This window comes from Streptomyces davaonensis JCM 4913, from assembly GCF_000349325.1.
Classification (GTDB): Bacteria; Actinomycetota; Actinomycetes; order Streptomycetales; family Streptomycetaceae; genus Streptomyces; species Streptomyces davaonensis.
In genome coordinates this window covers 453,079-474,369 of the sequence record NC_020504.1, presented here as the reverse complement: position 1 = coordinate 474,369, position 21,291 = coordinate 453,079, and the positions used below count along the sequence as shown (strand labels likewise).

Sequence of the window (21,291 nt, the reverse complement as noted above, 5' to 3'; positions counted from 1 at the left end):
TGACCTGCTGAAACGCGACCGAATGAGTCACGGTGGCGGGACGGCCACGGCGGGCGGTGGCCCGTCTCGGGGCAGGGCCAGGGGCGGCGATCCCGAAATGCGGGTGGGGGAGAGCTTGTCGCGTTGGAAGGAACTCAGGGGCGTCGGGCCCGGCTCACTGCGCTGGGACGGGCAGGATCCCGTGAACGACCAGCTGTCGGCCGCAGGGGGTGGGCATCAGATGGTGCGCAGGTACCTCGCGCTGAGGAAGCATCAATGGTGGTCGGCCATGCAGACCTCTACTCGATCGAGGGCCGCGGCGCGGACTACTGCGTCAAGATCTACCGCGATCCACCCAGTCCTCGGCAAGAACGCAAGCAGCGGCGAATGGTGGCGATGTCACCGCTCGGCAGCCGCCCCACACACGTCGTCCCCGCCAGAACTCGCCTGGCCGACTGCCCTGGTGCACAGCCCACAAGGCGCAGTCATCGGGTATGCGTTGCGCCGCTTCGGTGGACCCGATCACGTCACCCTGGCTGGGCTGTTTGGCCGTTCAGGACTGCGTCGGTTCCTCCCGCAGGGCGCTCGGGGACAGCGTCATGTCCTCGGCCTGCATCGGCTCAAACCGCGATGCATGCACCGATCGTCCCACCGGAGAACCAACTGGGACTACGTCCTGGCGATCTCTTGCCGGAGCTGATGGGTGAAGCGGCGTAGGAGATCCTCCGTCTCCCTGTGCTCGGCCCTGCGATCGTCCCTGCCCTCACTGGGCTGGGAACTCCAGACCCGACGCGCGAGAGCGTCGGCGAGATCGACGGTGTCGTCGGCGCACAGTAGGTAGAGGGCGGACCGGGCTTCCTGCATCCGGCCCGCCAACTCGTTGGCCCCGGCGCCGTCGTCACTGAGCTGTGTTTCCCGAAGGTAGTCGACAAGCTGGACCACGGCGGTGTTGAAGCCGATCCCGGCTTTCAGCTTCTGTTCGCGCAGCCACATGCGGTCCTGCCGGCGCGCAGTGAACCAGGACCCGAACACAGCCCCTATGAGGCCGAGACAAGCCCCGATGGCCACGGACAGGATGTTCTCCACGTCAGCCCCCCCCGATACACAGCTGACGGCAGGCTACAGAAGCCAGCCAGGGCCCAACTCGATGGGCGAACCAAACAGGAGCGACCCAGGGCCTGTTGTGAAAGTGCCGGTCACAGCCACTCGCTGAGGACTGCGACCAGCACGGTCGCCTCGTAGCGGACGGCGGGATGTCAACGAGCGGGGATTGGTGCCACAGATCGCCTTCTGGATGTGAGGAGGGCCTGATGGATCTCGCGGGCGACGTAACGTTTGAGGCATCGAATGGCTTCGCGTCGTGTCTTGCCCTCGGTGACCCGTTGCCCCACGTAGGAGTGGGTGCGGGTGTCCCAGCGCAGGCGGGCGATGACGATGGTGTAGAGCGCTGAATCGCATCTGCCTCCGCCTGGAGCTGGGTGACGATCCGGGCCCACGTCCCGTTCCGCTGCCGGGCGCTGGGACAGGTCATAGGCCCGGTCCCACGGCCCTTACCGTTCCGGCACGTCACGCAACGCGGAACCGGTCCGGGGCCGCCACCGTATGCCGTCTACCAACTGGCGCCGAGTCCATTCCGGCGGACGGCCCGACTTGATGCCCTGCGGCAGCAACGGCTCAAGCCGGGCCCACTGGTCGTTTGTCGGATCACCACGTTCCGCGAAAAGTGATCATTCACGACCAAGATCCACTTTCGCAATAGACCCTTAGCCGGTGTTCTGGGGCGGATGCAGCCGGCTGAATCCCGCCTCCAGGGTGTGGAAGGTGACGGTGCCTCCGCCAAGCATTTCGGCCTTCTGTTGGAGCTGGTCCACGACCACCGGGCTCGGCTGGCCGTACACGTCGATTGATCTCATGCGGATGAGTGCACCGAATTCGCGGAACTTCGGTCCGCCGAGCTCCATGTGGAACTCCATCGACGCCGAATCAGGATGGACGGCTACCACGGTCATCGTGGACTCGGAGTCATCGATGTAGAAGTGGTAGGCGATCAGTTGAGGCTCGCGCGCCTCGACGAACGTGGCAAGGTCGCGCATCCCGTTCTTGACCTCCGCGATTTTGCCCTCGCGGATGTACGAGCGGTCAACGTAGTAAATAGGTTCCGCCATGGCACCGGAACCTATCGCCGGATGCCCGTCCGGCCCGCTCGGCGCGCGGTCCCGCCTGCGCGGACCCCGCAATGCACCGGCTCCCACTCTCGCAACAGGCCGGCTCTAGCTCGCTCAACGACGCCCGGGCGCATGGGTTGGAGGCCTGTTCGAATCTGAGTCGAGCGAACTCGATCGAGGACAGTGGGCGCCGTCGTCCGCACCGGGGCCTGGCCAGCCGAGCACCTTCGGCCCTGTCTCGCATCGGTGGTGGATGGGAGTCGTGAAGCTTGGTGGCTCTTGCCCGAAGGATGTTCAACGAGCTTGTGCAGACGGTGTGTTCTGGTCTTTCCCCGCTGGCTGTGGAGGAGGTGGCCGATGAGGGCGAGCGGCGCTCGTGGTGCGGGTGCGGACCGCGCAGGGCACCCAGGCCTGTCCGGTGTGCGGCGCCTCGTCGGGACCGGTGAGGAGAGATCACCGCCTGGGGCAACCTCGGCGTACCCCTCACCGAGGCGCACCGGCCCCGACCAAGCCGTCGGCCCTACGCTCGTGCTGTCCGCGTCCTCGGGCGCCGGCGACTGGGGCAAGGCGGTCCTGCCCCATGAACACCTCGCCCGTATCCACTAGTAGGGCTTGGTCAGGTCGGTTGTGGTGTTGCGTGTCCTGCTGGGCCGGTGTGGCGTTGAGAGTGTGTGACTCCGGACGAGATTGCGTTGGTGCGTGGTGAGTTGGAGACGTTCGCGGCGGAGGTGTTCGAGCCGTTTGCGCGCAGGGATCAGCGACGGTGGGGGCAGGTCTATCTGCGGGGGCTGCTGACCGACGGGCAGCGTAAATCGGTCGAGCCGATGGCCGCCCGCCTGGGTGAGGACGGGAACCGGCAGGCACTGGCCAACTTCATCACCACCAGTCCCTGGGACCCGGCACACATCCGGGCCCAGCTCGCCTGGCGGATGGAGGAGAGGATCGGGCCCGACGCCTTCGTCTTCGACGACACAGGGTTCCTCAAGGACGGGACTGCCTCGGCGTGTGTGTCGCGGCAGTACACCGGCACGGCCGGCAAGGTCACCAATTGCCAGGTCGGCGTCTCCCTCCACCTCGCGTCCGACCACGCCTCGGCGGCGGTCAACTGGCGGTTGTTCCTGCCCCAGAGCTGGGATCCCGCCTCGCCGAAGGCCGATGCGGACAAGGTCGCCCGCCGCACAGCCTGCGGTATCCCGGACGATGTCGGGCATGTGGAGAAGTGGCAGCTGGCCCTGGATATGCTCGACGAGACCCGCTCCTGGGGCATCGAGGTGCCGCTGGCCGTCGCGGACGCCGGATACGGTGACGCCGCCGCGTTCCGGAACGGACTGCAGGAACGCGGCCTGAACTACGTGGTGGGGATCTCCACCACGCTGTCTGCCCAGCCCGCCGACGCGGTGCCGGTGGCCGAACCGCACTCCGGGTCCGGACGCCCGCCGGTGGCGAAGTATCCCGACAAGCCGCGGCCGGTGAAGGAGCTGGTCATCGCGGCGGGCCGGAAGGCGGCCCGGCCGGTGCAGTGGCGGGAGGGCTCCCGGCCCGGCACCGGCCGCTCCGGCCGCAAGCGGATGTACTCCCGCTTCGTGGCGCTGCGGATCCGGCCCGCCGGACGCGAGGTCCGCCAGCACGTCGACGGCCCGGAACTGCCTGTGTGCTGGCTGCTGGCCGAATGGCCGGCCGGCGAGAGCGAGCCGGTGCAGTACTGGCTGTCCGACCTGCCCTCCGGCATGCCCCTGACCACACTGGTCCGCCTCGCCAAACTCCGCTGGCGCATCGAGCACGACTACCGGGAGATGAAACAGGCCCTGGGACTCGCCCACTTCGAGGGCCGGACCTGGAACGGATGGCACCACCACGTCACCCTCGTCTCCGTCGCGCACGCCTTCTGCACGCTGCAACGACTGGCCCGGACCCCAAAAGAAGCAGCGCCGGCCTGAGCCTCTACCAAGTCGTCCGCGAGCTACAGACACTCCTCGCCCTTTGGGCCGGCGCCTGCCCCACCTGCCACCGGGACATACCCACACCCATACGAACCTGACCAAGCCCTACTAGTCGCTCGACGACGCGGCCGCCGCCTCGCAGGCGTCAGCACTCCGATCCGGCTCGGCAGCGACTGCAGGTCATGTCCCGCGGGGTGGTGTAGTCACGGCAGCTGTTTCGGTTCCGGTTGTGGGGTGATCTGTGAATCGGCTTCGGTTGGCTTGGTGGTGAAGAGCTCGGCCATGGAGGCTTCCGACAGGTAGCGGCGGTCGAAGACTTGCCACTCGTCGTGGAGTTCGGCCAGGACTGCGGCGGCGAGCCGGTCGAGGGCGGCGGGGTTGGGGAAGACCTGGACGACGTCGGCTCGTCGTTTGATCTCCCGGTTCAGCCGCTCCAGCGGGTTGGTGGACCAGATCTTCTTCCAGTGCGTCGGCGGGAAGTCCGCGAACGCCGTGATATCGGTTGCGGCGTCCAGCAGCATCTTCTTGACCTGCGGGAACTGTCGTCCGAGCATGTCGGCGACCACGTTCAGATGGGTGCGGACCTGCTCGCCGGTGGTCTGCGCGAAGATGGTGCGGATGGTGGCCGCCACCATCTCTCCCGAGCCCCTCTCGATCACCGAAAACACGTCTCGCACGAAGTGAACGCGGCACCTTTGCCAGGCCGCGCCGAGGAAAACGGTGCGGATCGCTGCCACCAGTCCACTGTGGCTGTCGGAGATGACCAGCTGGACGTTCTCCAGGCCGCGGGCCCGCAGTGAGCGCAGGAACTTGGTCCAGAACGGCTTCGACTCGCTGTCGCCGACCATCAGGCCGAGGATCTCGCGGTGCCCGGTGGCGGAAATGCCGGTGGCGATGACCACGGCCTGCGAGGCGATCCGGTGGTTCACCCGCGCCTTGCAGTAGGTGGCGTCCAGGAAGACGTAGGGGAAGACGGTGTGGTCCAGCGGCCGTTCCTTGAACGCCGTCAGTTCCTCGTCCAGTTCGCCGCAGATCCTAGAGACCTCGGACTTGGAGATCCCACTGTCCGCACCGAGTGCTTTGACCAGGTCGTCGACCGACCGGGTCGAGACGCCGTGCACGTATGCCTCCATCACCACGGCGAACAACGCCCGGTCGATCCGCCGCCGACGCTCCAGCAGCGAGGGGAAGAACGAGCCGGTCCGCACTTTCGGGATCTTCAGGGCCAGGTCGCCGGCCTGCGTGGTCAGCATGCGTTCGCGGTGCCCGTTGCGCCAGGCCGTGCGCTTGTCGGAGTGCTCGTGCGGGGCGGCGCCGATGACGTCGGTGGCCTCGGCCTCGATGAGCTCCTGAAGGATGCGCTCGCACACCACCCTGATTGCTTCAACTCCGTCGGCCCGACGTAGTGACTCCAGCAGCCGCATCAGCTCAGACTGGGACAAGGCCATCGCGTGCTCCTCCGGTTGAACTGCCCGTTCACCAAGGAGACTTGCGCGATGGCCTGCCCTTGCGCAGGGAGCACTCACGCCCAGCGGATGTACGCCCCGGGCAGACACCCGCGCGTTCCGGAACGCGGCCCGGCTACACCACCTCATGGGACGCGATCCGACTGCATCAGCCGACTGACCTGTGAGTCATCAACTGACGGGTCGCCTTCCGCGTTGGCTCGGCCGTCTCGTTGTGATCTTGCGAGGCTTGTCATACTTCTCTGATGGAGATGCAAGCCGTCGAGGCGGCGCGGCGTTGGCTGGCTGAGCAGGGCGTCAGTCAGGTGCGCGAGGGGTGGGTGAGCGACGAGAAGCCCGGTGAGGTGCTCACAGCCAACGAAGTGGCACACTCCTGGGCCGGCGATGTGTTCGCCGAAGATCTGGATGTGGCCGATCAGGTCCGGTTGGCCTTCGGGCTGCTGGACCTCCTCGACGATTACTGGGTCACGTGCGAGATTCGGTTCGCGGACGAGAGCGCGGAGGGGCCCCTGCCGGCCGACGTGCTGTGGGACGGCTACCGTCAGCGGTTGGAAGCCGACAGGGACGTCGAGGCCGTCACCTACTCGCTGTGGGTGGACTGGTTCGAGGACCACACCACTTCCGCGTCGGCCTTCGCCGAGGTACTCGGTAACGACATCGACCACGTGGTGAACAATCGATCGGAACCCGCGCTCCGCCGGGCCAATCGGGTTCTGGAGTGCTCGGGCCCGGTGCGCTGGCCTGTGAAGGAGCCGACGTACCGCACCGCCCTGCGGCTCCCCGCCCTGCATCCGGCCCTCTTCAAGGGCCTCTTGGCAAGCTTCCACGACGTCTACGGCGACCTGGAGCCGGCTGGCGCACTGGCCCTCCTCGACCAGTTGGATCTCCCCACGACTACGCAGCACCTCGCGGAACTGCGCCACGTGCTCGCTGCGGGACACAGCAATCACTACCGCAGCCCCGACGCCTGGGACGATGCAACTCGCTCCTGCTCCTGAGCCGCACCTCCCGCAGCCTCGCTGACGGACCGTCAAGACGGGTGGCGGTCGGAGCGGAAGGGTTCACGGGCCCCGTCCGCTGCGGTTCCATCGGACGTTCACCTGTCGGAGCGTGCTCAAAAGGTCCCCGCCCACGTGAACAACGAGTTTCTGGATCGCTTGCGCAACTGCGGCGTCGGCCTCCAGCGCAACCCGGGCGTTGAGCTGCCCCGGTGTCTCTCTCTTCGTTCGTCGATGCCGTCATCGCCTCTGCCGTGGAGCAGGCCGGGCGGGACCACTGGCCTTTCCCGGCCCGACCGGACATCAAACTCAAGACCGGTCCGCCGGTCTCCTGACGTCTCTCCGGGATGCCCGGCTGGCACGGAGATCCCTGAAAGGGTTGACAGGCCGTCGGCGATTCACTCGATCCTATGACCCGGTCCTTGCCGATCCGTCGTCACGTCACCCAAGAAGGTCGGCGGCAGCCTCGTGCCTACTTGGAAAGCCAGCTGAAGTAGACGACGGCGTCGTCGAAGTCGCTGTCGCTGTCGCCGTCGTCCTCGGCCTTGACGGTGGTCACCACGAAGGACGGGAGCGACAGCGTCCGCCATGTACTGCGGCCGAGGGAGCTCGGCTTGAAGGTCTCGCCGTTGTCATTGCTGGATTCCACGGTGACACTGACCTTCTTTTCGCCCGACAGTTGGACCCCGCCGATCTGTAGGCCGCCCTCTCCCGATCCCACCCACTGGATGGGGTGGGGGGACCCTTCCTCGAGCAACGTCACCCGCTGGAGACGCGGCGAGCCAACCATCGCCCTGATGGATACGCCCTGGTACACGCCGTCGAAGTCGACATCAACCGTGTTGGACACCTGAAACCCCTTCACGTTGGTTAGGGCCCGGTATGGAATGCAAGCTCCGGGCCTGAACTGGTCTATCACCCCGACCAGGGCCCCAAGCCGACCCAACAACAGCGCGTCGACGCCGCGCAGAGGTGCTTGTCCATGAGTTTAAGGGTCCAGACCGCTGTCAGCCCATCGACAGGAAGCGTGTCAGGCCCTGCGTCCCGTCGATGTCGATACGGCTGCTCGGGTGGACGAAACCACCGTTGGAGCAACTCCTGCATGTCCTGATGGCCATGAAACCGCAGGCTGGCTAGCGTCGGAACCACTCGCGAGTCTCATCGATTCGCTCAACCTCGGAATTCGGGAGTTCATCATGGAAAATGGCGCGCAAAAGCCCCAGCAGGCAGAGGTGCGAGTCCCCATCAAGGATCTCGGCGCTCTCAGGGACGCCGTCGGGAACCTCAATCCCATCCTTCGCGCGGCGCTTGAGGTCACCGAAGGCGGGCACCCGCCTGTGACCGTCGGGTACAACCGCCTCACTTTCAGTAGGAGCTGGAACGAAATTCCGGACATGTAGGAAACCGCGCCGCCGCTCGGTGGTCGCGGGATCCGTCGGTCCGGAACCTGAAGTAGAATCAGCAAGGGGTTTGTTCTTGATTTCATCTCGTATGCGAGATCGCACGTTTCGACATTCCTCCGGTGAAGAGGATTCGCTTCCTGAACGGCGATCTACAGGAATCGCTCTTCCTGTTTCTTGCATCCTCAAGATCTCCTCGAGATGCAACCTGGACTGCACCTATTGCTACATCTACAACAAGGGTGATACAACCCATTTGACCCGCCCCCGGGCCATGTCCTTGGATGTCGCCCGAGCCGCCATTCGGGAAATCACCGAGTATGCGTCCCGGAATGGCATCACCGAAGCGGTAGTCGCACTTCACGGAGGCGAGCCGCTTCTGGTCGGCAAACCCTGGATGACGCGATTTCTGGACGATGTCAGGAGAATGGCGCCGACAGATGTGCGGCTCTCCTTCACCCTGCAGACCAACGGCGTTCTCATGGATGCGGACTGGCTCTCGCTGTTCGCGAGCCATGGAGTCCAGGTCGGAGTGAGCCTCGATGGGCCAGCCGTCTGGAACGATCGCCACCGAGTGAACCATCAGGGAAAGGGAAGCTACAGCCGCGTCCGCAAGGCGATCGACCTTCTGGTGGCTCAAGGGGCCGAATCGCCTCCCTGGGGAATCCTGGTCGTGGCCGACCCGCGATTCCCTGGGACGGAGGTGTTCCGTCACTTGGCCGATATCGGTGTCCGGAATATGGATTTCCTCTGGCCGGACTACCACCATGAGGAAGGGCCGCCCTGGAACGCCGACCTTCTCGGCAGATACTATATCGATCTGTTCGACGAGTGGTACGGTCATGCGGATCCAGGCATGCGGATCAGGTGGTTCGAATCCCTGCTTCAGCTGATCCTGGGTGGTGAATCGCAGATCAGCGCTTTGGGTGCCCAGCCGGTGACCGATGTGGTCGTGGAGACCGATGGCAGCCTGGAACCGCTGGACATGCTTCGGATCTGCGGTGACGGCATGACGCTCACGGGTCTTGATGTCCGCAGGCACCCGATCGAGAGGCTGCGGGAGACAGAGCTCTATCGCATGGGGCTGAAGAACCAGGAACTTCTGCCGGACGATTGTCTGCGATGCCCTGTCTACGGGCTGTGTGGTGGCGGCGAGATGCCGCACCGATGGTCGAAGAAGGACGCGTTCTCCAACCCGAGCGTGCACTGTGAATCCCTGCTCGCGGTGATCGAACACATCGTCGGCACCGTGCAGAAGGAAGTTTCTTTTCACGCCGTCGCTTCTCGATCAAACGATGCCGTCGCACAATCGATCTCGGGGTGAAGGACTTGTCACCCCTCAAGAGACTTCATCAGGCACTTGGCTGGTATGGCACAAGTGAAGTGTGCGAGGAGATCCATCGCGGCTACTCCGATTTGGTGGGGCGGCATCTGGGGCAGTTCTTCACCGAGGTAAGGTCCACCCGCCCCGATGTCGAAGCGGAAATCGTCGCCAAGCTGACCGGAATGAGCGAGGAGTCGCTCACCAGGCTGTTGCTGGCACCTGAGACGACGCGACTGCTGATGTGGCCCGACCCCGCGCGCGATGCCTCGGCGGCAGCCGAATTCCTCATTCGATCCGTGCACGCAGAGATGGCGCGAGAGGGCAGCGCCGCACAGCCCGTCGTGGAGCCGCTCTGGACGGCTCTGGGGGACACCCTGATCCTTCCCGGCGGCCAGGTCGTCGAGGGGCCCTCCATCGAAGGCGTGGCAGCTCTCGATCTCGACAGTCCTTATGCCCTTGGCATCGATGTCCAGGGGATCCGCTTCACCCAGCCCGAGGGAAGAGCTCCGTTGGCAGGGCGGGAGAGGGAGGAAACGCTGGCGAAATTGTCGGCAGCTATCGAAGGAATCGCTTCGGTGAGCAGCGAGACGTCAGCGTTCGTCGCAAGATTTACCAAGGCCCTGGTACTCCTCCGGGATGACCGGGAGCGAGTCTTCTCTTCGGGATCCTGTGCCCAGTACGTCGGACGCTCGGTACTGGGGAATCCGCAGTTCTCGGCCGTGGATCACGCTCTCGTCGCTGAAGGTGTGGTCCATGAGTCGATCCACGGATTTCTGTACATGCATGAAATGCAGGAGAGTTGGGTGCTCGACGACTCCTTGTACAGCATGCAACCGATGGTTCCCAGCCCGTGGACCGGTCGCCGACTGCCGGTCAGGCCTTTCCTGCAAGCCTGCTTCGTTTGGTATGGCCTGTTCAACTTCTGGTCGGCGGCGGCGGAAACCGGGGTGTTCGGGACCGCGCGGGCGCTCGAGAGGCGCCAAGCAGCCTTGTGCGGTTTCTTGAAGGAACCGCTCACTCAACTGACCAAGCCCTATGCCGAGCAGGTGAACGGCGACTTGCTGGATGCGCTCGGAGATCTGCAGGAACACGTAGCGTCGAACCATGAGGCCGTATTTTGAAAGTCGGCTTTGGCCCTAGTCCCGCATCGTGACGATCTCGGTCATGAGGTGCGGAAACGTGGTCGCCTACCCCACCGCCATGGATTTGGACCACAGGGCGACCTCGCGTCGTTGGCTGAGGGCTGTCGGCCGCCCGAGAATCCGCCATGAGGGGTGCTTACTGCCCGGACGTGCGCGGTCGACCGGGCTGGGCCCGCTGGGTCGGCCCACCGTCGGCCACGGACCGGATTGGCCGGCATCAACGGCTCGATTCGGTCCCACATCGCATCAGTGATCACTAGCCTCAATACCGGTAACTTAGGGCTTTGGTGTCCGCTTGACCCGTTTGGGTTTGGTGGCGCCAACGATGGTGACGGCCGGAACACGTGGGCGGTCTGCGACTCGGTGGGCAACGCGTTTGAGCGGCCAGCTGGCGACTTTGCGTTTGATGACGCGGGGGTTGGCCCGGCGGCGGCGCCGTGGCAGGAGGCGTTCGAGGAGTTCAGCGTGGGTGGCCTTGATGGCGCGGGCGAGCCGGCCGGGGGGAAAAGGCCGCCTGGTCGGTGACCTGGCGGCGCACGACGCGCAGTGAGCGGGTGAAGGAGATCCGGTCGGGGTCCTGGTCGACTTGTCGTGCAGCCTGGTGCATCAGGTGCCGGATGGCGTGGTGGACAAGCAGGAAGCCGTAAAGTTCCTGCTCAGCTCCGTCAGGATGCTGCGAACGCAGTACCAGGTGCGACCCGCCGAGGTGGGTCTTGATCTCGTCGAGGGTGGACTCGAACTCCCATCGCTGGGCGTAGAGGGCGGCCAGTTCGGCGGCCGGGGCCTTGTCCGGGTCGAGGATCGTGGTGATGAGCCGGTAGACGCCCTCATGTCCGGCAATGGTGTATTCCACCGCGCGTACCGGCACCCCGCGACGGGTGTGGTGGATGTCGCTGCGGTCGAAGATCTCGGTGAGATACGAGCCGTCCGGCAACTGCTCGACCACCGGCAGCACGAGGTCTTTGCGTACCCGCCACAGCAGGTCCGCCCCGGTCGCCGCTGCCTCGCGCCACAGGTCCACGCCGTAAAAGCCGCGGTCGGCCAGCAGCAGCATGCCCTGCCGCAGGGATCTCAGGACCGTCCGGGCCAGGGTCTGCTCTCCGGTGCGAAGAGCTGCGAGCGCGACGTCGAAGACGGCGTGGGTGCCGCACTCCACCAGGCCGACCATGCGCAACTGCGGGTAGCCGACGTCCTGTTCACCGCGCCCGGAGCGGGGCGGACGGCCGAACGCCTCCACGTTCGCCTTCGTGTCGGGCAGGTCAAATGTGGTGCCGTCGATCGCGGTCAGCCGCCAGTCGCGGTAGAAGGCGCCCTGAGTGCCCGGTGTCGCAACCGGACGGCACACCCGCGCGAACAACTGCCGCATCGGCGCCACCCCCAGCCGGGACCTGGCTTTCCAGATCGCCGCCGTACTCGGCACCACCCACGATGCACGCCAACGCCGCGCACCCTGCAAACCCGTGGTCAGCAGCCGGGCGACCTCCTCATAGCTCTGCCCGGAGAACAGGCACATCGCCAGCACGAAGTAGACCACCAGCCGGGCTGGCAACAGCCGGTTCCGCCGCTGCACGCGGCCCGTCTCCGCCAGCACCTCATCCACCAGCGACTGAGGAAACGCCTGCGTCAGCACCCCGACCGCGACCCGATCCGACAACCGCTCACCAGATGACTTCAGTTGACCCGCTCTTGGCACACCACAACAACAACCAGATTGCCCCTAAGTTACCGGTATTGTCACTAGCCTCGCAGTTTCGTGGCGGTCCGCCGACGGAGTGGGTGGACCGTTTTCGTGCCGTGGGGTGAGACTGTGGACGCCGAAGACCCGAGTGTCGCCTCGGGATGGCGCCGGATTCCACTGCTCCGGGTGTTGGGGCGCTGTCAAAGGGACGGGGAATCCGCTGGTCAGCCCGGGTCGGGCAGTTGCGTGAGCCGGTCGAGGGCTGCGGTGATGTGACCAGTCCAGGACCAGTGCCGGGCCAGGCGGAGGATTCGCCGACGGCCGGTGGTCACGAGCTGTCCGGGCGCGGTGAACAGGCGGAACCGTAGTCGGCGGGGCTCCCAGAGCCTGGCCTTGCCGGTCAGGGCGAGCATCGGCATCCAGGCCAGCAGGTCGAGAGCGATCTGCACGATCTCCAGCCAGATCCGGTTCTGGGCCGTGCGGTGCAGGGGCAGGTTTCGCAGGCCAGTGGCCCGGGCGGCGCGGATGCGGTCCTCGGCCCGGGCCCGCAGCCGGTGACGCAGCTCAAGCTCGGCAATTGGCCGGCCCAAGGTATTGGTGGCGAAACAGGTCAGCCGCATGCCGTCCGCATCCGTGAGCCGCAACTGGGCCCCGGGGTGCGGCCGTTCCTTCCTGACGATCAGCCGCATGCCCTTGGGCCAGCCGTCCAGAACGCCACCGGTGAGTTCAGCGACCCAGGCACCGTCGCGAACCTCGCCGTCCGCCTCGACGGCCGCCGTCCAGGCCGATGCCGGAACCTTCAGCACATACTGGTGGACCGCCTCGGTGATCACCATGCCGACCGAGTAGGACAGCCACCGCCCCCGCTGAGCGAGCCAGGCGACGAAGTCGTGGGTGCCGCCCGCAGAGTCGGTCCGGATCAGCGTCCGGCGCCCACGCCGGTACTTCTTCGGCAGCTGGGCCAAGGCCAGTTGAGCGGCGGTGATGTGGTCGGTGGCCGTGTTCGATCCCGCGCTGCCTGGTCTGAGCAGGGCCGCGACCGGTTCACCCGTGCCGCCCGGTCCGTGGTCGACAAATCCCATCAGCGGGTGGTGGCCGTAGGTTCGCTTCCACGTGGGCGCGGCGTCCTCCTTCTCCGAGTGTGCGATCACCAGCACCCCGTCGAGGTCCACGGTCACCGTCCCGCCCGCATCAGGCGCCTTCCGGTCGGCCAACCGCCAGACACGTCGGCGTACTTCAGCCCGCGCGGCACGAATAACCCGCAGGGCCTTCTTCCCAGAGGCCGCGAGGGTGTCGATGAGCCGGGAGACCGTCGGGTCGGAGGCCACCGGACCGAACACGGCCGGCTCGGCCCGCAGCATGGCGACATCCGCAAGGCAGTCCCCGCCCAGCGCGACCGCCAGGGCCACGTCCAGCAGGATCTTGCCCGGATCGTGCACCGCCCGAGGCTTCCGCCACGGCGTCAGCGCCGCTGATATCGCGGTGTCCAAGCCGACCTTGCGTACGGTCTCGACCAGCAGCACGCCCCCGGCCTGCGAGACCACCGTCCGGCCGCCGCCCTCAACGCGGACACGCGGGTACGACCCGATACGCTTCTTCACCTGGAGAGTGCTCCTTTCCGTGCAGCCAACAGGACCCTAGACAAGTCCCATCGTTGCAGGTCAGGAGCGCTCTCTGCTTATTTGATCAAGCCTCGGCGCCCCAACTCGTGAAAGGCGAGGCTTAAGGCGTGCGCTCCGTCGTTCCAAGACTCCGCACCGCACTGACCGCTTCAGGTGACACGAAAGACCGGCCAGCCGATCTCGGTGCGCCATGCAGCGGGATCGCTTGTGTCACGAGGGCCGACAACGTACACCTCCCGCACCGGCCCGGCCACCGACATCGCGTTCTCCACCACCCAGGTCCCGAGTTCGCCGTACGTGACCTCGATGCCGTCGTGCTCGCCGATGTGGGTGGTGACGGCCAGTTCCGCGGGCGGCAGAGTCATGGGGTGCACGCGTCCGGTGCGAGGTGGTGCAGCGGTCGGCAGGTAGACGACCGCGTGACCGCGCTCCTGCTCGAAAAGGGCGTTGTCGTAGCTGCCGCCCGGCGGTCCGGTCACGGCGGCGCCGACGGCCGCCTCCAATTCGGCCATCGCGCCTGCGTACCAGGTCGCGATGTCGCCATGCCCGACTACGGCCTCTACGGCCGCGACCGTCCGGGCGGGCTCTGCACGCAGCTCGACGTCGATCGGCGCGGGGTCGGGCTGGAGCAGGCGGCGCAGCGACACGACCGCGGCCCGGGTGCGGTCGAGTGCGTCCTCGAGGCGTTGCAGGTGGTCTGTGACCAGGGCCGCGCGGACACCGGGGTCGGGGGTCCGCAGGATCTGCTGCACATCGCTCAGGGGGACGTCGAGCTCGCGGAGCCGGTGAATGACCTGCGCGGTCGGGATCTGGTCGACGCGGTAGTAGCGGTAACCGGTGGTCTCGTCCACCACGGCAGGTTCCAGCAGGGCCGCCTCGTGATACCGGCGCAGGGTCCGGACGCTCAAGTGGGTCAGCCGCGAGAACTCCCCGATGGTCAACATCCCGTCACTCTAAACACTCCCCCTGGGGGAGAGTCCACGGCTTGACCCTCCCGCGCCGTGAGGTCACACGGTGGGCTCATGACACAGCACACCGATCTCCCGTCCGATCTGCTCCCGGCCACCGTGCGCGAGTTCTTCGCCGCCCATATCGTCCGCGACGCCGACACCGCCTCGTCGTTCCTCGCCGAGGATGCGGTGATCGTCGACCAGGGCGAGACCTTCCGCGGCCGAGAGGAGACCTACGCGTTCCTGCGGGACGCCGGGTCCGAGTTCGAGTACACGACCGAGCAGATCGGCGCTCACCGCGTCGATGACGCCCACTGGGTGGTGACCGTGCGGCTCGAGGGCACCTTCCCGGGGGGCGTCGCCGAGCTCGACTACCGGTTCGCGCTGCGGGACGGCCTCGTCGCCGAGCTCGTCATCGCCAACCACCCAGCCTGACCGAATCCGCACCACCTCGATCTTCAGTGGAGAGAAGAATGTCTAGTTCAGATCGCGATCGTCTCGACGGTCGCCGGGCGCTGGTCACGGGCGGTTCGAAGGGCTCGGGCAAGGCCGTCGTAGAGAGACTGCGAGAGATGGGTGCCGACGTGTGGACCACGGCGCGCACGATGCCCGGCGGCTACGAGCGCCCCGACCGATTCATCGAGGCGGACACTTCCACGGTGGGCGGTGTAGAAGTTGTGGTGTCCAAGATCTCTGAGGGAGGTGCGCTGGACATCCTGGTGCACGTTGTCGGAGGGTCGTCAACCCCGCCTGGCGGGTTCGCGGCAGCGACTGAGGAGCATTGGCTGGCGGAACTCAACCTGAACGTCTTGGGAGCTGTCCGACTGGATCGAGCGCTGCTGCCGGCAATGGTGGAGGCCGGATCAGGAGTAGTTGTCCACGTCACGTCGATCCAGCGTCAGATGCCGCTGCACGACGCGACGTTGCCGTACGCGTCAGCGAAGGGTGCGTTGCGTACGTACAGCAAGGGTCTTGCGAACGAAATGGCGCCACGAGGAGTGCGAGTAAACGCTGTCAGCCCCGGGGGGATTCGGACCGGAGCGTATGAGGGCTTCATCGACCAGCTCGCCGAGGGCAACGGACTGACCCGCGAGGAGGCGAAGCAGAGCCTGATGGATTCCCTCGGAGGGGTTCCACTCGGAAGGTTCGCAACGACGGAAGAGGTTGCGGACCTGGTCGGCTTCCTTGTCTCGGACCGAGCCTCATCCATTGTGGGCGCGGAGTACGTTATTGACGGCGGCACTGTCCGAACCGTCTGAGCAAGGCACCGGCTCCGAATAGCCACTCTCGAACAGCTCGATCCGACGGCGGAACCCCCTCCTTCACAAGGAGAACTCTCAGACGCTGCTGAAACACCGAGAAGCGCGTCGATGACGCCATCTCCGCGCTTCGGACGCTTGCCTGGTCGCCAAGATGGCGCCGCGCGGCTTGAAACGGACTGCACGTTACCAGTTCACGTGTCGAGCGCTCAGGTTGCCCCACCAGATGGCGGGCCTCATCGGCCACGTGACATTTATCGATGACCTGCGAGCTGGGGCAGGCAGACACCCAGTCGACTACCGCAAGGAGAACACATGACCACTCAAATCACGGACCAGTCATCCGCCCAACCGGTCGGACCGCCCCCGCCCTTCGACCCGGAGCTCGCTCCCGTCCTTGAGATCCTAACCAGCCTGCGCTCCCCCGACGCGTACCGTTTGGACAACATCGTTGAGATGCGCCAGCCCGTCCCCGGGGTGGAGAGCCCGACCGACGAAGTCCTCTCGCGCGGTGGCACCTACCGCGTGGAGGAGCGGGCGGTGCCAGGGCCGGACGGGGAACCGGACATCTCGCTGCTGATCTGTCTCCCGAAGCACGCGTCGACCCCGACCCCGGCGCTTTACCACATCCATGGCGGCGGCATGATCGTCGGAGACAACCGGTTCGGTCTGGTCGAGATGTTGAACCTGACCGAGCCGATGGGCATGGCCGTGGTTTCGGTCGAGTACCGGCTCGCACCCGAGACACCCCACCCGGGTCCCGTCGAGGATTGCTACGCGGGCCTGGTGTGGGTATCGGATCACGCCCACGAGCTCAACATCGACCCTGAACGCATCGTCGTCGGCGGTGCGAGCGCCGGCGGCGGCCTCGCGGCAGGTGTCACCTTGATGGCACGCGACCGCTACGGCCCGGCAATCCTTGCCCAGCTGCTCCTGTCGCCGATGCTCGATGACCGCAATGACTCGCCCTCTGCCCAGCAGATGCGCGGCGTCGGTATCTGGGACAGCTCCTCGAACGAGACCGGATGGAACGCGCTCCTCGGCGACGGCGTGCGCGGAGGACCGGACGTGGCCCCGTACGCTGCGCCTTCCCGTGCGGCAGACCTCTCTGGCCTGCCGTCCACGTTCATCGACGTCGGGTCGGCCGAAACGTTCCGGGACGAGGACGTCGCCTACGCAAGCCGCATATGGCAGGCGGGCGGCCGCCTCGAACTGCACGTGTGGCCCGGTGGGTTCCACGGGTTCGACGTCGTGGTCCCTCATGCCGTGATGTCGCAGGACGCCATCGCCGCCCGAGTGGCATGGCTGCGCCGTCAGCTCTTGGTCTGACACGCAGCCTCGGCCAGGGGCGCCTAACGGGTGCCACCCGTGATGCAGCGAGCCGAACCCATAGCACCGCTCGGGAGACCACACGAGTAGGAGTCACAGCATGACTTTCGAACTGCCGCTCCCCGACAAGAACGACCCGGTCTGGACATCAGCCCACGGCTTCGTCGTGCGCAAGGACGGAGGTGTCGTACGGCTCACCGGTCACGAAACGTTCGCGGTCAAGGTGACCGGCGAGCAGACCGATGGCGCACTCGCCTTCATGGACGGCCTCATCGAGCCCGACCACGGCAACGTCCCGCACATCCACACCAAAGAGGATGAGGCCTTCTACGTGGTCTCTGGAGAGTTCGAGTTCCTCAACGGCAGCGAGAGAATCTGGGCGGGCCGCCGGGCTGATGCGCGGCTGGCGCCGCCGGGCGGTGGGAGCCCTGGTGGCGTGGTGGTGTGGGAGGTCATCGGTCGTGTGCCGGCCGGTGAGGTGTGGGATCGGCGCGGGTGTGGTGCAGGAGGTGGTCGACGAGGTCTTCGGTCTCCTTCTCCAGGGGGCAGTCGAGCGTGGCGTTGACGTGCTGGAGGCGGGTGAGGGCGGTATGGAGGCCCGAGCGGTTGCCGGCGGCGGCTTCGACGCGCATCCAGTCGCGGTAGAGGATCTCGGCGGTGTTGTCGATGTCGAGTCCGGTGGCGATGGCTTGGCGGGCTTTGGTGAGGTCGTGGTGGAGGCCGGGGGGTGTGCGGTGGGTGGCGATGGTGTGGGCGACGGCGATGATCCGGGTGGTCATTTCCTGTTGATGGGGTTCTTGCCAGGGCAGGGGGTGGGTGCCGAAGGGCCGGCCGCGGACGAGGGCGAGGGCGGCTTCGAGGTCGGTCAGTGCGGCGGGGCCTTGGGTGAGGGCGCGGTCGGTGAGGGTGCGGAACTGGGTCCAGTCGCAAGCGATGTGGGGGGAGAGGTGGTAGGGGTCGTCGGCGTGGTGACGGCGGGGGACGTAGGCGTGGCCGTCCGGGTCGTCGCCGAGCGCGCGGCGCAGGCCTTGGAGGCGGGCGTTGAGGGTGCGTTTGGTCCAGGGACTGATCGGGTCCATGTCGGTGCACAGTGATGCGGCGTGGCGGCCGGGGCGGAAGTAGAGCAGGGCGGCCAGCTGGGCCTGGCGGGGGCCGTGGCCGGTGGTGGGCACGCGGTCCATGTCGACGGGGCCGAGGACTCTGAGCTGTGGCGCTGGTGAGTGGTGTCCGTGTACGCACAACCCGCTGCGCTGGTCTTCTTGTGGTTGCATGCCGGCGGGTGGCTGGCCGGTGGCGGCCAGTAGGGCCGGGAAGACGGTGCCCTCGTCGGCTGGGGGTTCGGACTGTGTGGGGCCGTCGCCGGTGGGGTGCGCTGGGGGCGCAAGGTGAGGTGTGGGCTGCGGCCTGGCCTGCCCGCTGGTGTGCGGGTCGGCGGCTGGCGGGTCGGGTGCGGCTGGGTCGTCGGTGAGGGTGTGGATGATCTGCCGGTAGTCCGCGTGCGTCAGGCGTTGCAGTGTGATGTCGGTGTCTGCGGAGTGCAGGTGCTGTCGCCCGCTGAGGGTGGCGTCCAGAATGTCGGCGGTGGGGAAGTACGCGGCGGCGGTGCGGGCCGGTGCGATCAGTGTCACGGCCGCTTGGCCGCTCGTGGCGATGAGGTGGGCGAGCTGTTGCGCGGAGTCGGAGCCGAGCGTGGGCGCGCATACCAGCAGGGGACGCCGGCAGGCATCGGGGGGTTGTTGGTGGATCTCGAGAAATCGTTCGGTGAGATGGCGCAGTGCTGGTGAGGCGTGGGGCAGGTGGGTGAGGGGGTGGCCTGGTAGGGCGTGGGGGAGGTCGTCTGCGAAGCCGATGACCCAGACCTCTGTGTCGGCGGCCCAGGGACTGAGCGCCGCTTCCAGGGTGAGGGAGGCGCACACCTCGGTGACGTGGTCGGGGCTCCCCTCCAGCAGGAGGGCAGGGCGGGCCGCCAGGTTGAGCAGGAGCAGACCGCCGTCCGTGGTCGTGCCGAGGGTGACCAGGCCGGGGTAGGGGGCGGGGACGGCACGGGCATCGTCCTCGTCGAGGAGGATCACCTCCTTGGGCAGCGCCCACCAGCGTTCTGGTCCCTGCGTGAAGGGCGGCAGAGGGGCCAGCCTCTTGTCCTGGGGGAGTATCTGCACGTGGCCGGTGGTGAGGAGTGCCGCCCGTATGCCGGGAGGTGCCTGGCCGGGGTGCTGAGCGCTGTGGTGGTGGGCCAGGGTGCGCAGCGCCGTGTCCAGACGGGCCATGTCCGCGCGGACTGTTCCGGTTTCGTCGGTGGCCTGCACCAGCGGTGAGGCCTGGAGGTGCGTCCGGGTCTTGCGTGAGCGACGTCGGTGAAGGCGGAGCGCGAGGAGTGCGGTGAGCAGGGCTGCCAGCAGGGCACCGGCGCCCAGGACCGTGCGCAGGAGGGGGACACCGACCGCCGGGGCAGCAGCAGGCGAGGACGTGGCGGTCGGGCGCGCCTTGTGTGAGGGAGCCGGGGGAAGCAGGGATGCGCTGGCCGTCGGCGATGGGGAGGCCGGCGCGGAGGAGGCCTCGTCCGGTTCACGGCCGGGCTTCTGTCCGGCCGACGCGCTCGCGGACGGCGCGGGCGCAGCAGTCTCGTCCTTGCGCCGGTCGGGCTGCCGGTTTTCGATGAGCTGCTGGATGCCCAGGCGGGTGACGTCGAGTTCGAGGATTTTGGGGGCGGCGAGGGTGGCGCCGTCGGCGAGGGCGAGGGCGAGGGCGGGGTCGTTGCGGTCGAGGGTGAGGGGCGGGGAGGTGTCGGTGGTGGCGGGGCTGGGTGCGGCCGTGGCCGGGCACTGGGATCCCAGGAACAGGCCCACGCTGATCAGGACGGCGGCCGGTGCGCGGCGTAAGTGGGCCGGCCGGTGAGAGGCGGGGGCGGCCATGGCGCCGCTCATGAGATCGGGAGGGTGGCGGTGTCGAACTGCGGCAGGTGGAAGTCGACTTGGGCCGTGGTGGCGGGCGGTGCCGGGAACTGCATGAACACTGCGACGCTTTCGGCGGACTTCAGCGACGTCAGCCCGGTTGTGGTCAGGGGCCGTCCTTCGGTGTCGCGCAGCACGTAGTAGCGCTTGCGGCCGGTGAAGTCCACGAGGGTGGCTCCGCCCAGGGACTGGCCGTTCCTGGCGACGTGGTGTTCGTTGCCGCGCAGGGCGGCGGGAACCACGGCTGTGCCGTCCCCGGTGTTCTTGAGGGTGCCGCGCAGGGTGAGGATGCCGCTCGACGTGCGGGTTGCCGAGCTGATCGTGAGGACGAGGCTGTCCTGGCCCTGGATCTGTGCCAGTGGCGCCGCCTGATTCGTCTGTTGCGCGTCGGGCGTACTGGTGGCGTCCGCGGAGGCGGCTGCGTGTGAGGTGCCCGCGGCCTGTAAGTCGCGGCTGATGCAGCTGGCCGCGGCGAGGGCCAGGCAGGCCGCGACGGCCAGCGCCGCCGCTGCCCGGCGCGTCAGCAGGCCGGTCCCGCCCCGGCGGCGCCACGCATTGAGGGTGGTGCGCCGCCCGCCGTCATTGCTCTGGCCGTGACCTTCGTCGTGACGATGGCCGGGGCGGGGGCGGTGGTGGTCCGGGGGGAGGAGGCGCGGGGTCATGGTGCCTCCCGGGGGCGGGGCCAGACGGTGATGACGTCGCCGTCGAGGGTGACGTGCTGGTCGGGGAACCGGTGGCGTACGAGGACGAGGTCGCCCAGGCCGAAGTCGACGGCGGCCCTGAGGACCCAGGCGTCCCCGAGGTGAAAGACGCAGAGGGTCCCTGGGGGCCATGTCGCGCCCGGACAGTCGTTGTGGATGCGAAGTAATCGTGCATCAGAGTTCATCTCTGATCTCCCAAAGCGATGGTCATGCGAGGGATTTGGCTGTGGTGATGCGCGATGCGAACAGTAAGCTAATGCTTCGCGTAAGCAAAGTTCAATGGGTTCGGGGAGATTTCCGGTGTGTCGGCAACGCTGTGGTGCGGCCTCGTCCCGGCCAGACCTCACCAGGGCCGTCACCGGGCGGGCGTGAGGCCCGCTCAGGTGG

At 67.0% G+C, this 21,291-nt stretch carries 21 protein-coding genes; 9 read left to right on the top strand and 12 right to left on the bottom strand.

Features of this window, described 5'->3' with window-relative positions; genetic code table 11:
- Window positions 1–648: 648 nt before the first annotated feature.
- The 3 genes from BN159_RS02085 to BN159_RS02080 form a co-directional block, all read right to left on the bottom strand.
- A complete protein-coding gene (locus tag BN159_RS02085; protein ID WP_015655224.1) occupies window positions 649–1,065 on the bottom strand; it encodes a hypothetical protein in 417 nt (138 codons plus the stop codon).
- Window positions 1,066–1,529: 464 nt separating this feature from the next.
- On the bottom strand, window positions 1,530–1,649 hold the full coding sequence (locus BN159_RS46395) for a hypothetical protein (RefSeq protein ID WP_193384269.1): 120 nt from the start codon (window positions 1,647–1,649) through the stop codon (window positions 1,530–1,532).
- 93 nt (window positions 1,650–1,742) lie between these two features.
- Window positions 1,743–2,144 carry a hypothetical protein gene (locus BN159_RS02080; RefSeq protein ID WP_015655223.1) on the bottom strand — a complete coding sequence of 134 codons (402 nt, stop codon included), beginning with the start codon at window positions 2,142–2,144 and terminating at the stop codon, window positions 1,743–1,745.
- Between the two features lie 671 nt (window positions 2,145–2,815).
- Here BN159_RS02080 and BN159_RS02075 point away from each other — a divergent pair.
- On the top strand, window positions 2,816–4,081 hold the full coding sequence (locus tag BN159_RS02075) for an IS701 family transposase (RefSeq protein ID WP_015655222.1): 1,266 nt from the start codon (window positions 2,816–2,818) through the stop codon (window positions 4,079–4,081).
- 206 nt (window positions 4,082–4,287) lie between these two features.
- On the opposite strand, the gene BN159_RS02070 is transcribed toward BN159_RS02075, so the two are convergent.
- On the bottom strand, window positions 4,288–5,532 hold the full coding sequence (locus tag BN159_RS02070; protein WP_015654866.1) for an IS256 family transposase: 1,245 nt from the start codon (window positions 5,530–5,532) through the stop codon (window positions 4,288–4,290).
- Between the two features lie 263 nt (window positions 5,533–5,795).
- Between BN159_RS02070 and BN159_RS02065 the strand changes: the two genes are divergently transcribed.
- A complete protein-coding gene (locus BN159_RS02065; protein ID WP_015655221.1) occupies window positions 5,796–6,548 on the top strand; it encodes a hypothetical protein in 753 nt (250 codons plus the stop codon).
- A 212-nt stretch (window positions 6,549–6,760) separates the two neighbouring features.
- A complete protein-coding gene (locus tag BN159_RS47390) occupies window positions 6,761–6,883 on the top strand; it encodes a hypothetical protein (protein ID WP_269450982.1) in 123 nt (40 codons plus the stop codon).
- Between the two features lie 137 nt (window positions 6,884–7,020).
- On the opposite strand, the gene BN159_RS02060 is transcribed toward BN159_RS47390, so the two are convergent.
- The gene (locus BN159_RS02060) at window positions 7,021–7,398 is read right to left on the bottom strand and encodes a fucose-binding lectin II (protein WP_015655220.1); all 378 of its coding nucleotides are present in this window, start codon (window positions 7,396–7,398) and stop codon (window positions 7,021–7,023) included.
- Between the two features lie 220 nt (window positions 7,399–7,618).
- Here BN159_RS02060 and BN159_RS45620 point away from each other — a divergent pair, with 220 nt between their 5' ends.
- The 3 genes from BN159_RS45620 (at window position 7,619) to BN159_RS02045 (ending at window position 10,393) form a co-directional block, all read left to right on the top strand.
- Complete coding sequence (locus tag BN159_RS45620; protein WP_157901062.1) at window positions 7,619–7,948, top strand: hypothetical protein; 330 nt, start codon at window positions 7,619–7,621, stop codon at window positions 7,946–7,948.
- A 91-nt stretch (window positions 7,949–8,039) separates the two neighbouring features.
- Window positions 8,040–9,272, top strand: a complete 1,233-nt coding sequence (locus tag BN159_RS02050; RefSeq protein WP_078598734.1) for a radical SAM protein — start codon at window positions 8,040–8,042, stop codon at window positions 9,270–9,272.
- Window positions 9,269–10,393 (top strand): HEXXH motif domain-containing protein, encoded by a 1,125-nt coding sequence (locus BN159_RS02045; protein WP_015655217.1) that lies wholly within the window; start codon window positions 9,269–9,271, stop codon window positions 10,391–10,393. Before BN159_RS02050 ends, BN159_RS02045 begins: the two co-directional genes overlap by 4 nt.
- Before the next feature lie 481 nt (window positions 10,394–10,874).
- On the opposite strand, the gene BN159_RS02040 is transcribed toward BN159_RS02045, so the two are convergent.
- From BN159_RS02040 to BN159_RS02030, 3 genes are all read right to left on the bottom strand, one after another.
- Complete coding sequence (locus BN159_RS02040; protein WP_041818680.1) at window positions 10,875–12,107, bottom strand: IS4 family transposase; 1,233 nt, start codon at window positions 12,105–12,107, stop codon at window positions 10,875–10,877.
- Between the two features lie 209 nt (window positions 12,108–12,316).
- Window positions 12,317–13,693 carry an IS1380 family transposase gene (locus tag BN159_RS02035; RefSeq protein WP_015655216.1) on the bottom strand — a complete coding sequence of 459 codons (1,377 nt, stop codon included), beginning with the start codon at window positions 13,691–13,693 and terminating at the stop codon, window positions 12,317–12,319.
- Between the two features lie 170 nt (window positions 13,694–13,863).
- Window positions 13,864–14,658, bottom strand: a complete 795-nt coding sequence (locus BN159_RS02030; protein WP_015655215.1) for a MerR family transcriptional regulator — start codon at window positions 14,656–14,658, stop codon at window positions 13,864–13,866.
- A 78-nt stretch (window positions 14,659–14,736) separates the two neighbouring features.
- On the opposite strand from BN159_RS02030, the gene BN159_RS02025 reads away from it, so the two are divergent.
- The 3 genes from BN159_RS02025 (at window position 14,737) to BN159_RS02015 (ending at window position 17,252) form a co-directional block, all read left to right on the top strand.
- A complete protein-coding gene (locus BN159_RS02025; protein ID WP_015655214.1) occupies window positions 14,737–15,099 on the top strand; it encodes a nuclear transport factor 2 family protein in 363 nt (120 codons plus the stop codon).
- A gap of 38 nt (window positions 15,100–15,137) precedes the next feature.
- A complete protein-coding gene (locus BN159_RS02020) occupies window positions 15,138–15,923 on the top strand; it encodes an SDR family oxidoreductase (protein ID WP_015655213.1) in 786 nt (261 codons plus the stop codon).
- Between the two features lie 315 nt (window positions 15,924–16,238).
- Window positions 16,239–17,252 carry an alpha/beta hydrolase gene (locus BN159_RS02015; protein ID WP_015655212.1) on the top strand — a complete coding sequence of 338 codons (1,014 nt, stop codon included), beginning with the start codon at window positions 16,239–16,241 and terminating at the stop codon, window positions 17,250–17,252.
- Between the two features lie 148 nt (window positions 17,253–17,400).
- Here the strand turns inward: BN159_RS02015 and BN159_RS46390 are convergent, their stop codons facing one another.
- The 4 genes from BN159_RS46390 to BN159_RS02000 form a co-directional block, all read right to left on the bottom strand.
- On the bottom strand, window positions 17,401–17,559 hold the full coding sequence (locus BN159_RS46390; RefSeq protein WP_193384268.1) for a hypothetical protein: 159 nt from the start codon (window positions 17,557–17,559) through the stop codon (window positions 17,401–17,403).
- A gap of 145 nt (window positions 17,560–17,704) precedes the next feature.
- Window positions 17,705–20,176 (bottom strand): bacterial transcriptional activator domain-containing protein, encoded by a 2,472-nt coding sequence (locus BN159_RS02010; RefSeq protein WP_015655210.1) that lies wholly within the window; start codon window positions 20,174–20,176, stop codon window positions 17,705–17,707.
- Window positions 20,173–20,865 (bottom strand): hypothetical protein, encoded by a 693-nt coding sequence (locus BN159_RS02005; RefSeq protein ID WP_015655209.1) that lies wholly within the window; start codon window positions 20,863–20,865, stop codon window positions 20,173–20,175. The genes BN159_RS02010 and BN159_RS02005 overlap by 4 nt, the downstream gene beginning before the upstream one ends.
- Entirely contained in the window at window positions 20,862–21,089 is a 228-nt protein-coding gene (locus BN159_RS02000) for a hypothetical protein (protein ID WP_015655208.1), read from the bottom strand. The genes BN159_RS02005 and BN159_RS02000 overlap by 4 nt, the downstream gene beginning before the upstream one ends.
- Window positions 21,090–21,291: the final 202 nt, after the last annotated feature.

Coding starts and splice junctions, on each gene's coding strand:
- BN159_RS02080 (WP_015655223.1), bottom strand. CDS start 2,144: ATGGCGGAACCTATTTACTACGTTGACCGCTCGTACATCCGCGAGGGC.
- BN159_RS02070 (WP_015654866.1), bottom strand. CDS start 5,532: ATGGCCTTGTCCCAGTCTGAGCTGATGCGGCTGCTGGAGTCACTACGT.
- BN159_RS02065 (WP_015655221.1), top strand. CDS start 5,796: ATGGAGATGCAAGCCGTCGAGGCGGCGCGGCGTTGGCTGGCTGAGCAG.
- BN159_RS02050 (WP_078598734.1), top strand. CDS start 8,040: ATGCGAGATCGCACGTTTCGACATTCCTCCGGTGAAGAGGATTCGCTT.
- BN159_RS02030 (WP_015655215.1), bottom strand. CDS start 14,658: ATGTTGACCATCGGGGAGTTCTCGCGGCTGACCCACTTGAGCGTCCGG.
- BN159_RS02025 (WP_015655214.1), top strand. CDS start 14,737: ATGACACAGCACACCGATCTCCCGTCCGATCTGCTCCCGGCCACCGTG.
- BN159_RS02020 (WP_015655213.1), top strand. CDS start 15,138: ATGTCTAGTTCAGATCGCGATCGTCTCGACGGTCGCCGGGCGCTGGTC.
- BN159_RS02015 (WP_015655212.1), top strand. CDS start 16,239: ATGACCACTCAAATCACGGACCAGTCATCCGCCCAACCGGTCGGACCG.
- BN159_RS02010 (WP_015655210.1), bottom strand. CDS start 20,176: ATGAGCGGCGCCATGGCCGCCCCCGCCTCTCACCGGCCGGCCCACTTA.
- BN159_RS02005 (WP_015655209.1), bottom strand. CDS start 20,865: ATGACCCCGCGCCTCCTCCCCCCGGACCACCACCGCCCCCGCCCCGGC.
- BN159_RS02000 (WP_015655208.1), bottom strand. CDS start 21,089: ATGAACTCTGATGCACGATTACTTCGCATCCACAACGACTGTCCGGGC.